The sequence below is a fragment of the Streptomyces longhuiensis genome (genome assembly GCF_020616555.1).
Taxonomy (GTDB): domain Bacteria; phylum Actinomycetota; class Actinomycetes; order Streptomycetales; family Streptomycetaceae; genus Streptomyces; species Streptomyces longhuiensis.
Map to the genome: position 1 here is coordinate 3,575,318 of NZ_CP085173.1, position 11,980 is coordinate 3,587,297.

General features: G+C 71.6%; 13 protein-coding genes. 3 read left to right on the forward strand and 10 right to left on the reverse strand.

The window, feature by feature from the left end; all coding sequences use genetic code 11:
- Nucleotides 1-193: 193 nt before the first annotated feature.
- On the reverse strand, nucleotides 194-1,147 hold the full coding sequence (era, locus tag LGI35_RS16640; RefSeq protein WP_100594339.1) for a GTPase Era: 954 nt from the start codon (nucleotides 1,145-1,147) through the stop codon (nucleotides 194-196).
- Between the two features lie 175 nt (nucleotides 1,148-1,322).
- Between era and LGI35_RS16645 the strand changes: the two genes are divergently transcribed.
- Complete coding sequence (locus LGI35_RS16645) at nucleotides 1,323-2,645, forward strand: ammonium transporter (RefSeq protein ID WP_227294597.1); 1,323 nt, start codon at nucleotides 1,323-1,325, stop codon at nucleotides 2,643-2,645.
- Nucleotides 2,642-2,980, forward strand: coding sequence for a P-II family nitrogen regulator (locus tag LGI35_RS16650; RefSeq protein WP_116513051.1), 339 nt, complete (start codon nucleotides 2,642-2,644; stop codon nucleotides 2,978-2,980). The genes LGI35_RS16645 and LGI35_RS16650 overlap by 4 nt, the downstream gene beginning before the upstream one ends.
- 24 nt (nucleotides 2,981-3,004) lie before the next feature.
- Here LGI35_RS16650 and LGI35_RS16655 read toward each other — a convergent pair whose 3' ends face one another.
- The 6 genes from LGI35_RS16655 to LGI35_RS16680 form a co-directional block, all read right to left on the reverse strand.
- Nucleotides 3,005-3,358 (reverse strand): cytidine/deoxycytidylate deaminase family protein, encoded by a 354-nt coding sequence (locus LGI35_RS16655; RefSeq protein ID WP_227294598.1) that lies wholly within the window; start codon nucleotides 3,356-3,358, stop codon nucleotides 3,005-3,007.
- A gap of 180 nt (nucleotides 3,359-3,538) precedes the next feature.
- Complete coding sequence (locus LGI35_RS16660; RefSeq protein WP_227294599.1) at nucleotides 3,539-3,892, reverse strand: MmcQ/YjbR family DNA-binding protein; 354 nt, start codon at nucleotides 3,890-3,892, stop codon at nucleotides 3,539-3,541.
- A gap of 4 nt (nucleotides 3,893-3,896) precedes the next feature.
- Nucleotides 3,897-5,180 (reverse strand): hemolysin family protein, encoded by a 1,284-nt coding sequence (locus LGI35_RS16665; protein WP_227294600.1) that lies wholly within the window; start codon nucleotides 5,178-5,180, stop codon nucleotides 3,897-3,899.
- Nucleotides 5,177-5,674 carry an rRNA maturation RNase YbeY gene (ybeY, locus tag LGI35_RS16670; protein WP_116513047.1) on the reverse strand — a complete coding sequence of 166 codons (498 nt, stop codon included), beginning with the start codon at nucleotides 5,672-5,674 and terminating at the stop codon, nucleotides 5,177-5,179. The genes LGI35_RS16665 and ybeY overlap by 4 nt, the downstream gene beginning before the upstream one ends.
- Before the next feature lie 10 nt (nucleotides 5,675-5,684).
- Nucleotides 5,685-6,722 (reverse strand): PhoH family protein, encoded by a 1,038-nt coding sequence (locus LGI35_RS16675; protein ID WP_227294601.1) that lies wholly within the window; start codon nucleotides 6,720-6,722, stop codon nucleotides 5,685-5,687.
- Nucleotides 6,723-6,840: 118 nt separating this feature from the next.
- Entirely contained in the window at nucleotides 6,841-7,932 is a 1,092-nt protein-coding gene (locus tag LGI35_RS16680) for a carbohydrate kinase family protein (protein WP_227294602.1), read from the reverse strand.
- Between the two features lie 349 nt (nucleotides 7,933-8,281).
- Here LGI35_RS16680 and LGI35_RS16685 point away from each other — a divergent pair, with 349 nt between their 5' ends.
- Nucleotides 8,282-9,661, forward strand: coding sequence for an MFS transporter (locus LGI35_RS16685; protein WP_227294603.1), 1,380 nt, complete (start codon nucleotides 8,282-8,284; stop codon nucleotides 9,659-9,661).
- Here LGI35_RS16685 and LGI35_RS16690 read toward each other — a convergent pair.
- The 3 genes from LGI35_RS16690 to LGI35_RS16700 are packed head-to-tail and all read right to left on the reverse strand — an operon-like array spanning nucleotide 9,622 to nucleotide 11,930.
- Nucleotides 9,622-10,626 carry an adenosine deaminase gene (locus LGI35_RS16690; protein WP_100594258.1) on the reverse strand — a complete coding sequence of 335 codons (1,005 nt, stop codon included), beginning with the start codon at nucleotides 10,624-10,626 and terminating at the stop codon, nucleotides 9,622-9,624. The two genes, LGI35_RS16685 and LGI35_RS16690, sit on opposite strands and share 40 nt — an antisense overlap.
- A gap of 21 nt (nucleotides 10,627-10,647) precedes the next feature.
- The gene (locus LGI35_RS16695; protein WP_227294604.1) at nucleotides 10,648-11,556 is read right to left on the reverse strand and encodes a ribonuclease Z; all 909 of its coding nucleotides are present in this window, start codon (nucleotides 11,554-11,556) and stop codon (nucleotides 10,648-10,650) included.
- Between the two features lie 20 nt (nucleotides 11,557-11,576).
- A complete protein-coding gene (locus LGI35_RS16700) occupies nucleotides 11,577-11,930 on the reverse strand; it encodes a histidine triad nucleotide-binding protein (RefSeq protein WP_227294605.1) in 354 nt (117 codons plus the stop codon).
- Between the last annotated feature and the right edge of the window lie 50 nt (nucleotides 11,931-11,980).

The following is an 11,980-nucleotide window of genomic DNA, read 5'->3' on the forward strand; positions in this document are numbered from 1 at the left end:
GCCGCCGCGTGGCAGGCGTGCCGAAAAGCGCCTCGACCCGCCCGCCCTGCCTCAGAACCCCAGCTTGCGCAGCTGCCTCGGGTCCCGCTGCCAGTCCTTCGCGACCTTCACGTGCACGTCCGGACTCCGTCAATACGCGACTGCCGCCGCGTGGCAGGCGTGCCGAAAAGCGCCTCGACCCGCCCGCCCTGCCTCAGAACCCCAGCTTGCGCAGCTGCCTCGGGTCCCGCTGCCAGTCCTTCGCGACCTTCACGTGCAGGTCCAGGAAGACGGGGGTGCCGAGGAGTGCCTCGATCTGCTTGCGGGACTTGATGCCCACGTCCTTGAGGCGCTTGCCCTTCGGGCCGATGATGATGCCCTTCTGGCTGGGGCGCTCGATGTAGACGAAGGCGTGGATGTCGAGGAGCGGCCGGTCCGCCGGGCGGTCCTCGCGCGGCAGCATCTCCTCGACGACGACGGCGATGGAGTGCGGCAGCTCGTCGCGCACGCCCTCCAGCGCGGCCTCGCGGATCAGCTCCGCCACCATGACCTGCTCGGGCTCGTCCGTGAGGTCGCCCTCCGGGTAGAGCGCGGGACCCTCCGGCAGCAGCGGGACGAGGAGGTCGGCGAGCAGGCCGACCTGCTTGTCGCCGACGGCCGAGACGGGCACGATCTCCGCCCACTCGAAGCCGAGCTCCTTGCCGAGCTGGTCGATGGCGATGAGCTGCTCGGCGAGCTGCTTGCTGTCGACGAGGTCGGTCTTGGTGACGATCGCGACCTTCGGCGTCTTCTTGATGGAGGCGAGCTCCTTGGCGATGAAGCGGTCGCCGGGGCCGAGCTTCTCGTTCGCGGGCAGGCAGAAGCCGATGACGTCGACCTCGGCCCACGTCGTGCGCACGACGTCGTTGAGCCGCTGGCCCAGCAGCGTGCGCGGCTTGTGCAGGCCCGGGGTGTCGACCAGGATCAGCTGCGCGTCGGGCCGGTGCACGATGCCGCGCACCGTGTGCCGCGTGGTCTGCGGCTGGTCCGCGGTGATCGCGACCTTCTTGCCGACCAGAGCATTCGTGAGGGTGGACTTGCCCGCGTTGGGGCGGCCGACGAAGCAGGCGAAGCCGGCCCGGTGGGACGCTTCCCCGGACGGCTCGGATGACTGGGTACGAACGCTCATGGCGCCCATTGTCCCTGATCCTCCGCGCCCTGCCGCACCTGCGGGGCAAGCAGGTCCGTCGTGAGGCTCCCGAAACCCCCGCGCAACACGAAACACCGCGGAAACGCGCGGGTCAGCGAACGGAAACGCGCGACGGTGAGGCTCGTCGTCCGCCCCCACGCCCGAGGAGACCCCCGTGCAGACCGAGAACGCGCCGCTGGCCGCCGCCACCGGCCTCGACACCGGCGACACCGCGTGGTTGCTGGCCGCGACCGCGCTCGTCCTCCTGATGACGCCCGGCCTGGCCCTCTTCTACGGCGGCATGGTCCGCACGAAGAGCGTCCTGAACATGCTGCTGATGTCGTTCGTGTCGATCGCGCTGGTCACCGTCGTCTGGCTGGTCGCCGGCTACTCGCTCGCGTTCGGCGACGACGCGTTCGCGGGCCTCATCGGCGGTCTGGAGCACGCGGGCATGGCGGGCATCACCCCGCACAGCCTGACCGGCACGGTCCCCACGTTCCTGTTCTCCACCTTCCAGCTCACCTTCGCGTTCCTGACGGCCGCGCTGATCAGCGGCGCGGTCGCGGACCGCACGAAGTTCGCGGCCTGGCTGGTGTTCGTGCCGGTGTGGACACTGCTCGTATACGTTCCCGTGGCGCACTGGGTGTGGGGCCCCGGCGGCTGGATCTCGCAGTCGCTCGGCGGGCTCGACTTCGCGGGCGGACTCGTCGTGGAGATCGCCTCGGGCGCGTCCGGTCTGGCCCTGTGCCTGATCCTGGGCCCGCGTCTCGGCTTCAAGAAGGAAGCGATGCGCCCGCACAACCTGCCGATGGTGATGACGGGCGCGGGGCTGCTCTGGTTCGGCTGGCTCGGCTTCAACGGCGGCTCGGCCCTCGCCGCGAACGGCCTGGCGGCCGCGTCCGTCCTCAACACGCTGATCGCGGGCTGCACCGGCCTGCTCGGCTGGCTCTTCGTGGAGCACAAGCGCGACGGTCACCCCACGACGTTCGGCGCGGCGTCCGGTGCCGTCGCCGGCCTGGTCGCGATCACCCCGGCGTGCGGCGTGGTCGGCGTGCTGGGCGCCTGCGTGGTCGGTCTGGTGGCGGGCGTCGTCTGCTCGTACGCCGTCGCGTGGAAGTTCCGCTTCGACTACGACGACTCGCTGGACGTCGTCGGTGTGCACTTCGTCGGCGGTGTCGTCGGCACCCTGCTGATCGGCCTGTTCGCGACGGCCACGATGACCGGCGGCAAAGAGGGCCTGGTCTACGGGGGCGGGTTCGGACAGCTCGGCAGGCAGGCGGTCGCCGTGCTCACCGTCGCGGCGTACACGTTCCTGGTGACGTACGGGATCGGCAAGGCGATCGACCGGGCGATGGGCTTCCGGGCCTCCGCCGACGAGGAGCTGACGGGCCTCGACCAGACGGTGCACGCGGAGACCGCCTACGATCACGGCGTCCACGCCGGACACACCGCCCCGCACACCGCCCACTCCGCCCCGCCGAAGGAGCCCTCCGCATGAAGCTCGTGACCGCGATCGTCAAGCCGTTCCGCCTGGACGAGGTCAAGACCGCCCTCCAGGAGCTCGGCGTGCAGGGTCTGACCGTCACGGAGGCCAGCGGGTACGGGCGCCAGCGCGGCCACACCGAGGTCTATCGAGGGGCCGAGTACCGGATCGACCTCGTCCCCAAGGTCCGGATCGAGGTCGTCGTCGAGGACGCGGACCTCGACCCGGTCATCGACGCGATCGTCGGCGCGGCGCAGACCGGGAAGATCGGTGACGGCAAGGTGTGGGCGGTCCCGGTGGAGACCGTCGTCCGCGTACGGACGGGCGAGCGGGGGCCGGACGCGTTGTAGCCGTTCCGGCCCGTGGCCGCCGGCTCAGCCTGCGGCGACGGCCCCGTGCACCACGCCGTCGGGCCCCGCGAGGAACACCGGTGTACCCGCGCCTCCGAGATCCCGTACTGCCGCCAGGTCCTGCGCGTCGGCCTCCGGACCGTCGGAGACGACGGCGGCGGCCTCCAGCGACTGCGCCCCCGACGCCACGGCCATCGCGACGGCGGTCCGCAGCGCGGAGAGCTTCAGGGAGTCCAGCGCGACGGTGCCCGCCACGTACGTGCGCCCCGTCTCGTCCCGTACGGCGGCCCCCTCGGGCACACCGTTGCGGGCGCGGGCGCTGCGCGCCAGCGTGACGATCTTGCGGTCCTCGGCGGTGAGGTCGTTGCTCTCAGTCATGGGGTGAGCATAAGGAACGCCACGACGGCAGCCCGGCAACGGGGTGCACGGCCCCACGCCGCCCCTCGGACGTCGCCGGCCACTCCGGCGTCGCGGCCGTGTCGTTGTCCATCACGCAGTCGCAGCGCGGCGGTTCGTCGGGAACGCGCGCAGCTCCCGCCGCGGTGCGCCCTGCCCTCGTCAGCCACGGTCGAGCTTGAGGCGCTCGGCCCTCGGCAGGCCGGCCACCACGAGGTCGTACGAGTCCTCCACGAGCTCCCGGACCATCCTGTCCGGGAGTTCGCCGACGGTCACCGTGTTCCAGTGCCGCTTGTTCATGTGCCAGCCGGGCACGATCGCGTCGTGCTCGGCGCGCAGGCGCACCGCGTCCTCGGGGTCGCACTTGAGGTTGACGGTGAGGGGCCGCGCGTCCAGGTTCGTCAGGGCGAAGAGCTTGCCCAGGACCTTGAAGACGGACGTGTCGGGGTTGAAGGGGAACTCCTCGACGGCCGCGTTGAACGACAGACACAAGGCGCGCAGCTCCTGCGGCGTCACGACGTCACTCCCCCTCTTCGCCCACCGGCTCCACGAGCACGGTCACGATCTTGTTGCGCCGGCCCGCGGCGGCCTCCGCGGTGAGCCGCAGCGCTCGTCCGTCGGGCAGTTCGACGACGGAGGAGGCCTCCGCGATCGGCACGCGGCCGAGCGCCTTGGCGAGGAGCCCGCCGACGGTCTCCACGTCCTCGTCGTCGTACTCCTCGATGCCGTACAGCTCGCCGAGGTCGCCGATGTCGAGGCGGGCCGTCACGCGGAAGCGCTCGTCGCCGAGGTCCTGCACGGGCGGCAGTTCACGGTCGTACTCGTCGGTGATCTCGCCGACGATCTCCTCGAGGATGTCCTCGATGGTGACGATGCCCGCGGTGCCGCCGTACTCGTCGATCACGACGGCGACGTGGTTGCGCAGCTGCTGCATCTCGCGCAGGAGGTCGCCCGCGTTCTTCGTGTCGGGCACGAACGTGGCGGGCCGCATCGCGGTCGAGACGAGCTCGCTCTCGGCGTCCCGGCTGATGTGCGTCTTGCGGGCCAGGTCCTTGAGATACACGATGCCGACGACGTCGTCCTCGCTCTCGCCGGTGACCGGGATGCGGGAGAACCCGGACCGCAGCGCCAGCGTGAGCGCCTGCCGGATCGTCTTGTACCGCTCGATGGCGACCAAGTCGGTGCGGGGGACCATGACTTCGCGGACCAGGGTGTCCCCCAACTCGAAGACGGAGTGCACCATGCGGCGCTCCTCGTCCTCGATGAGGGACTCCTTCTCGGCGAGGTCGACCATGGCGCGCAGCTCGGCCTCGGAGGCGAAGGGCCCGCGCCGGAACCCCTTTCCGGGGGTCAGTGCGTTGCCGATGAGGATGAGCAGCGGCGGGATGGGGCCCATGACGCGGGCCAGCGGCAGCAGCACGTACGCGGCGGCCGTGGCCGTGTTCAGCGGGTGCTGGCGCCCGATGGTGCGGGGCGAGACGCCGACGGCCACGTACGAGACGAGCACCATCACGCCGATGGCGACGGCCAGCGCCTCCCAGGTCGCGTCGAACTCCTGGAGACAGGCGTACGTGACCAGCGAGGCGGCGGCCATCTCGCAGGCGACCCTGACCAGCAGGGCCACGTTCAGATAGCGGGTCGGGTCGGCGGCCACCTGGGCGAGCCGGTCGCTGCCGCGCCGCCCGGACCGGACGGCCTCCTCGGCGCGGAAGCTGGAGGTGCGGGCGATGCCGGCCTCGGCGCAGGCCGCCAGCCAGGCGACCACGACGAGGGCGACGGCGCCCGCGACGAGCGAAGGACTCATGAGACGGTGGGCGCGGGGGACGGACCGGTCAGGCCCTTGTCGCCACGCCACCCGTCCACGATGGCCGCCTGGAGCCCGAACATCTCGGCCTTCTCGTCGGGCTCCTCGTGGTCGTAGCCGAGCAGGTGCAGCACCCCGTGCACGGTGAGCAGCTGGAGCTCCTCGTCCATGGAGTGCTGCGTGGGCGCGTCCTCGCCCTGCTTCTTCGCGACCTCCGGGCACAGCACGATGTCGCCGAGCAGGCCCTGCGGGGGCTCCTCGTCGTCCTTCGACGGCGGCCGCAGCTCGTCCATCGGGAACGACATGACATCCGTGGGCCCCGGCAGGTCCATCCACTGCACGTGCAACTGCTCCATGGCGTCGGCGTCCACGACGATCACCGAGAGCTCGGAGAGCGGGTGGATGCGCATCCGCGCGAGCGCGTAGCGGGCGATGTCGAGGATCGCCTGCTCGTCGACCTCGGTTCCGGACTCGTTGTTGACGTCGATCGACATGCGGTGCTTGCTACTTCCCTCTGCCGCGGCCCTGGTGCGAGCCGTTCTCGGTGCCGTGCTGGCTGTCGTACTTCTCGTACGCGTCGACGATACGGCCGACGAGCTTGTGCCGGACGACATCCTCGGACGTGAGCCGCGAGAAGTGGACGTCGTCGAGGCCCTCCAGGATGTCCTGGACCTGCCGCAGGCCGCTCTTCGTGCCGCTCGGCAGGTCGACCTGCGTCACGTCACCCGTGACCACGATCTTCGAGTCGAAGCCGAGCCGGGTGAGGAACATCTTCATCTGCTCGGCGCTCGTGTTCTGCGCCTCGTCCAGGATGATGAAGGCGTCGTTCAGCGTGCGGCCTCGCATGTAGGCCAGCGGCGCCACCTCGATCGTGCCCGCGGCCATCAGGCGGGGGATGGAGTCCGGGTCGAGCATGTCGTGCAGCGCGTCGTACAGGGGGCGCAGATAGGGGTCGATCTTCTCGTAGAGCGTGCCCGGCAGGAATCCGAGCCGCTCCCCCGCCTCCACGGCGGGCCGGGTCAGGATGATGCGGTTGACCTGCTTGGACTGCAGGGCCTGCACGGCCTTGGCCATCGCGAGATAGGTCTTGCCCGTACCGGCGGGGCCGATCCCGAAGACGACGGTGTGCTTGTCGATGGCGTCGACGTAGCGCTTCTGGTTGAGGGTCTTCGGACGGATGGTCCGGCCCCGCGACGAGAGAATGTTCTGAGTGAGAACCTCGGCCGGGGTCTCCTGGCCGTCACCCTCCCCGTTCTCGCTCGCCTTGAGCATGGCGATCGAGCGTTCCACTGCGTCCTCCGTCATCGGCTGTCCGGTGCGGAGCACCAGCATCATCTCGTCGAACACGCGCTGGATGAGGGCGACTTCCGTCGCGTCGCCCGCAGCGCTGATCTCATTGCCCCGGACATGGATGTCGGCCGCCGGGAAGGCCTTCTCGATCACGCGAAGGAGCGCGTCGCCCGATCCGAGGACGGTCACCATGGGATGGTTCGCCGGGACCGTGAAATGCGCTCGCGCCTGAGCGGTGGGTGTCTGAGTCATGGGCCGGCACTGAAGGCCTGCTCATCCTCCTCGTGCGGGGGCTCGCGCCGCGTCGACAGCCTTGCACTGCCCAGGGTACGTCGGTGCACCGACAACGCCGTAGGCCTTTTCCGCGGGCCTACACGGACCGCCCGAAGCCGATCGTCGGCACCGCACGCCTCAGGGGCCACGGCCGGCCGGCCTCGGGCAGCAGCGCCTCCAGGAAGGCGTACCGGCGCAGGGCGGCGGGCTCCTGGTCGTCGTAGGCCTGCACATGCCGCCACCAGGCAGCTATTTCCGACCAGCCGGGCGCGGACAGTGATCCGCCGAACTCCTGCACGGACAGGGCGGCGGTCAGTCCGGCGAAGGCGAGCCGGTCGGCCAGCGGCCACCCCGCGAGCGTCCCGGTCACGAACCCGGCGACGAACACGTCACCGGCCCCGGTGGGGTCCAGGGCGGCGACCTCGATGGCGGGCACGGAGGCGGTCTCCCCGCTGCCCGCGTCCACGGCGTAGGCGCCCTCGGCACCCAGGGTGACCACGGCCATCGGCACGTGTTCGGCCAGTGCGTGCGCGGCGGCCCGGGGGCAGGACGTACGGGTGTAGCGCATGGCTTCCTCGGCGTTCGGCAGGAAGGCCTCGCAGCGCGACAGGTCGTCGAGGGAGCTCAGGTCCCAGCGGCCCGTGTCGTCCCATCCCACGTCACCGAAGATCCGCGTCCCGCGGTCCGCGGCCGTGGCGATCCAGGGCTCGCTCGTCCCGGGGGCCAGCGACGCGACGGCGGCGCGTGCCTGCGGCGGGCACTGGGGGGCGGGCTCCTCCGGCGGCGGCTCGTGACCGTGGCTGACCATGGTCCGCTCGCCCTCGTACGCCATGGAGACGGTGACGGGCGAGTGCCAGCCGGCGACGGTCCGCGACGACGTCAGGTCGATGCCCTCACCCTGCTCCAGGCTGTCCCAGCAGTACTCGCCGTAGTGGTCGTCCCCGAAGGCGGCTGCCAGCGACGTCCGCAGTCCGAGCCGCGCCAGGGCGGTGGCCATGTTGGCGACACCGCCGGGGCTGGACCCCATGCCGCGCGCCCAGGACTCGGTCCCCCGCACGGGGGCGCTGTCCAGCCCCGTGAAGATGATGTCGAGGAAGACGGTCCCCGTCAGATAGACGTCGCAGGCCGGATCGGCGGGGGTGCGCAGCCGGGCGAGCGGATCCACATGCGCCGGGTCGATGGAGTTCACGGTGGGCTCCCCAGAGTGGTGAGGGTCCGCACAGTGTGCCTGATACCCCCCGGACAACGCGCGTAGCACGGCGTACGGAACGGCAGCCGGCGCCCCCGGAACGGGGCCGGGGCCGCGACCCGGCGCCCCGGAAAAACAAGCTCGCTTACCCCCACTCCTACCCCGCAAACAGAACGTGGCCCAGATCACACCGGCCCGGCTGTTTTCACCCTCCCCGTGCTTGATACAAATTGGCCGCGCCCCCTCGTATCGCGAGCCCCGGCGCACCCCCCAATCCCCTTGCCTGTTCAGGCATCCCCGTAATTCCGCATGCCCTGATCCCCGTACACCGCCACGCCTTGGAACGCCCGTGTCCCGCCGCACTCCCCGGCCCCTTGTCGCTCTCTTCACGGCCGGTTATCTGGCCCCGTATCTGCTGCCCACCGTCGTGGGCCGTCTCGGCGACAGCCTCCATCTCCCCCCGGCGCAGGCGGGTCTCATCGGCAGTGCGCTGCTGATGAGTTCGGCCGCGGCGGGCTTCACCTTCGCCGGCCGTGTGGACCGCATGGGCCCCCGCACCCTCGCGAGAGCGGGCCTGCTGCTCGCGGCGCTGGGATACAGCGCGGCCGCGGCGACGTCCTTCGTTCCGCTGGTGGTCATCGGCGCGATGGCCGGAGGCTTCGGCTCGGGCACGGCGACGACCGTCGCCGCGACGGGAATCGCCGGGCAGCGTGACCCGCACCGGGCGTCGACGCTGGGCCTGCTCAGCGTCTCGGCGCTGGCGGGCGCGCTGTATCTGACGATGCCGCACCTGGGCACCGGTCACGCGCTGCCGTTCGCGGCGATCGCGCTGACGGCGCTGGCGACATGGCCGGCGACCTCCGGCCTGGAGAGCGGCACCGCCGGGCTCCCCACCCCGGCCGGGCAGCGGCCCGGGCCCGCCGGTCCTCTCCCCTTCCGCCGCTCGGGCCTGGTCCTGGCCGCCGCGATGCTCTGCTGGTCGATGGCGCAGAACTCCCTGTGGGGCGTCAGCAGCCGCATCGGCACGGACCAGGCGGGCCTGACGGAGATCACCGTCGGCGCGGTCTTCGCGGTGGCGCTCGGCACGGCGCTGGTGGGCGTGCTCGGCGCGGGGGCGCTCGGGTCCCGGCTCGGCCGCGCCGCCCCGATCGGCGCGGGCACGGCACTGATCGCGTGCTGCATCGTGGTGAGCGCCCGCGCGGACGACCTCGCGTCGTTCGCGACCGGTGAGATCGCGTGGAACACGCTGTACCCCGTGGTCCTGTCGTATCTGATCGGCCTGGCCGCGTCCCTGGACCCGCGCGGCCGCTGGGCGGTCCTCGTCGGCTCGGCGGCGTCGCTCGGCACGGCCTGCGGGCCGCTCACCGGCAGCGTCCTCTCGCAGACGGCGGGCTACCCGGCGATGGGCACGACGCTCGCCGCGGCGCTGCTCGTCCTGGCGCTGCCGCTCACGGCGGTGGCGCTGCACACGGGCGGCAGCCCGCTGCTGCGGCCCGGCACGGTCCGCAGGAGGGGCGGCGCTCCCGCCGCCCTGGTGGCCGGTGTGACGGGCGCCCCGGCGGGCGCGGTCCCGCAGATGGGCGCGCCGGAGCAGCCGGTCGTGGAGATCACGGTGAGCACGCCCCAACCGGCCCCGACGCAGGAGGAGTTCTCCACGGCGGGACCGCGGGGCGGTTCGGCGGGACTCGGTCAGTCGTCGAACGCGAACGCGTCGACCTCGGCGAGGTAGCGCGAGCGCAGCTCCTCGTCGTCGTCGAGGAACGACGCGACGAACGAGTTGCGGGCGAGCTCGCGCAGCCGCTCGTGGTCGAGCGCGAGCGCCTCGTGGACCGCGTGGAAGGTGTCTCCGACGTACCCGCCGAAGTAGGACGGGTCGTCGGAGTTCACCGTGCAGAGCAGACCGGCGTCCATCATCCGCGGCAGCGGGTGGTCCTCCAGTACGTCGATGGCGCGCAGCCGCACGTTCGACAGCGGACACAGCGTCAGGGGCACCCGGTCCCGCACGAGCCGCTCGACGAGCGCCGGGTCCTCGACGCAGCGGAGCCCGTGGTCGATGCGCTCGACGCCGAGCACGTCCAGCGCCTCCCATACGTACGAGGGGTCGCCCTCCTCACCCGCGTGGGCGACCTTGCGCAGCCCGAGCGCGCCCGCGGCCTCGTACACCTCACGGAACTTGGAGGCGGGGTTGCCGACCTCGGCGGAGTCGAGGCCGACGCCCACGATCCGGTCGAGGTAGGGCTTCGCGGACTCCAGGGTCTGCATCGCCGACTCGGCGGACTGGTCGCGCAGGAAGCACATGATGAGCCGGGTGGAGACGCCGTGGCGCTCCACGCTCTTCGACAGGGCGGCGCTCAGGCCCTCGACGACGGTCCCGATCGGCACGCCGCGGGCCGTGTGGGCCTGCGGGTCGAAGAAGATCTCGGCGTGCCGCACGCCCTGCGCGGCGGCGCGCGCGAGGTAGGCGTCGGCGAGCTGCTCGAAGTCCTCCTCGGTGCGCAGGACCGCCATCAGGCCGTAGTACAGGTCGAGGAAGGACTGCAGGTCTTCGAAGAGGTAGGCCTTGCGGAGGGCCTCGGTGTCGGCGAACGGCAGGTCGACGCCGTTGCGGGCCGCGAGCTCGAAGGCGAGCTCGGGTTCGAGGGTGCCTTCGATGTGCAGGTGGAGTTCGGCTTTGGGGAGTGAGGCGAGGGACATCAGAGCATGGTACGCCCGGGATTAGACGCGTTTGGGCACCTGGACCCGGTCCAGGTCCCGTGCCACGGTCAGCTCTCCGGTGAAGCCGGCGGCGCGGGCCTGACGCTCGAACTCGTCGGGGTCGGAGTAGCGCTGGCTGAAGTGTGTGAGCACGAGATGCCGCACCCCGCCCTCGGCCGCGACGCGTGCGGCCTGCCCGGCGGTCAAGTGGCCGTGGTCGGCCGCCAGTCGGTGGTCGCCGTCGAGGAAGGTCGACTCGATGACGAGCATGTCGCACCCCTCGGCGAGCTCGTTCACCCCGTCACAGAGCCGGGTGTCCATGACGAACGCGAACCGCTGCCCGCGCCGCACCTCGCTCACGTCGTCGAGGGTGACGCCGCGCAGGGACCCGTCGCGCTGGAGGATCCCCACGTCGGGCCCGGAGATGCCGTGTTCGGCGAGCAGTCCGGGCAGTATGCGGCGTCCGTCGGGCTCCACGAGCCGGTAGCCGTAGGACTCGACGGGGTGGGAGAGACGGCGCGCGTCCAGCGTGTACGACGGCGTCTCGGCGAGGACGCCGCCCGCGCCACCCACCGGCTCCTCGGCGAGTGCGACGCTCTCGCGGTACGCGGTGGCGTACCGCAGCCGGTCGAAGAAGCGCTGCCCGGAGCGCGGGTAGTGCGCGGTGACGGGGTGCGGCACCCGGTCCAGGTTGATGCGCTGGATGACCCCGGCGAGGCCGAGGGAGTGGTCGCCGTGGAAGTGGGTGACGCACAACCGGTTGAGGTCGTGCGCGGCGACGCCGGCCCGCAGCATCTGGCGCTGCGTGCCCTCGCCGGGATCGAAGAGGATGCCCTCCCCGTCCCAGCGCAGCAGGTAGCCGTTGTGGTTGCGGTGCCTCGTCGGCACCTGGCTCGCGGTGCCGAGCACCACCAATTCCCGTACGGACACGGCGCGTTACCAGGCGCCCGCTAGCCGGGGGGCCACTGGAGGCCGCGGCCCCCGAGGACATGGGCGTGGGCGTGGAAGACGGTCTGGCCCGCGCCGCTGCCGGTGTTGAACACGACGCGGTAGCTGTCGAGCTTCTCCTCGGCGGCGACCTCGGCCGTCTCCCGCAGCACGTCGGCGGCGATCTGCGGCTCGGCGGCGGCGAGGGCCGCGCCGTCGCGGTGGTGGACGCGCGGGATGACGAGGATGTGGGTCGGCGCCTGCGGGTTGATGTCCCGGAAGGCGACGGTGGTCTCGGTCTCCCGTACCAGCGTGGCCGGGACCTCCCCCGCGACGATCTTGCAGAACAGGCAGTCGGCCTGCGGCTCTCCGGCCACGATCACGTCTCCTCACACCGTCCGGTCACTACGCCGGGAATGCTATCCGG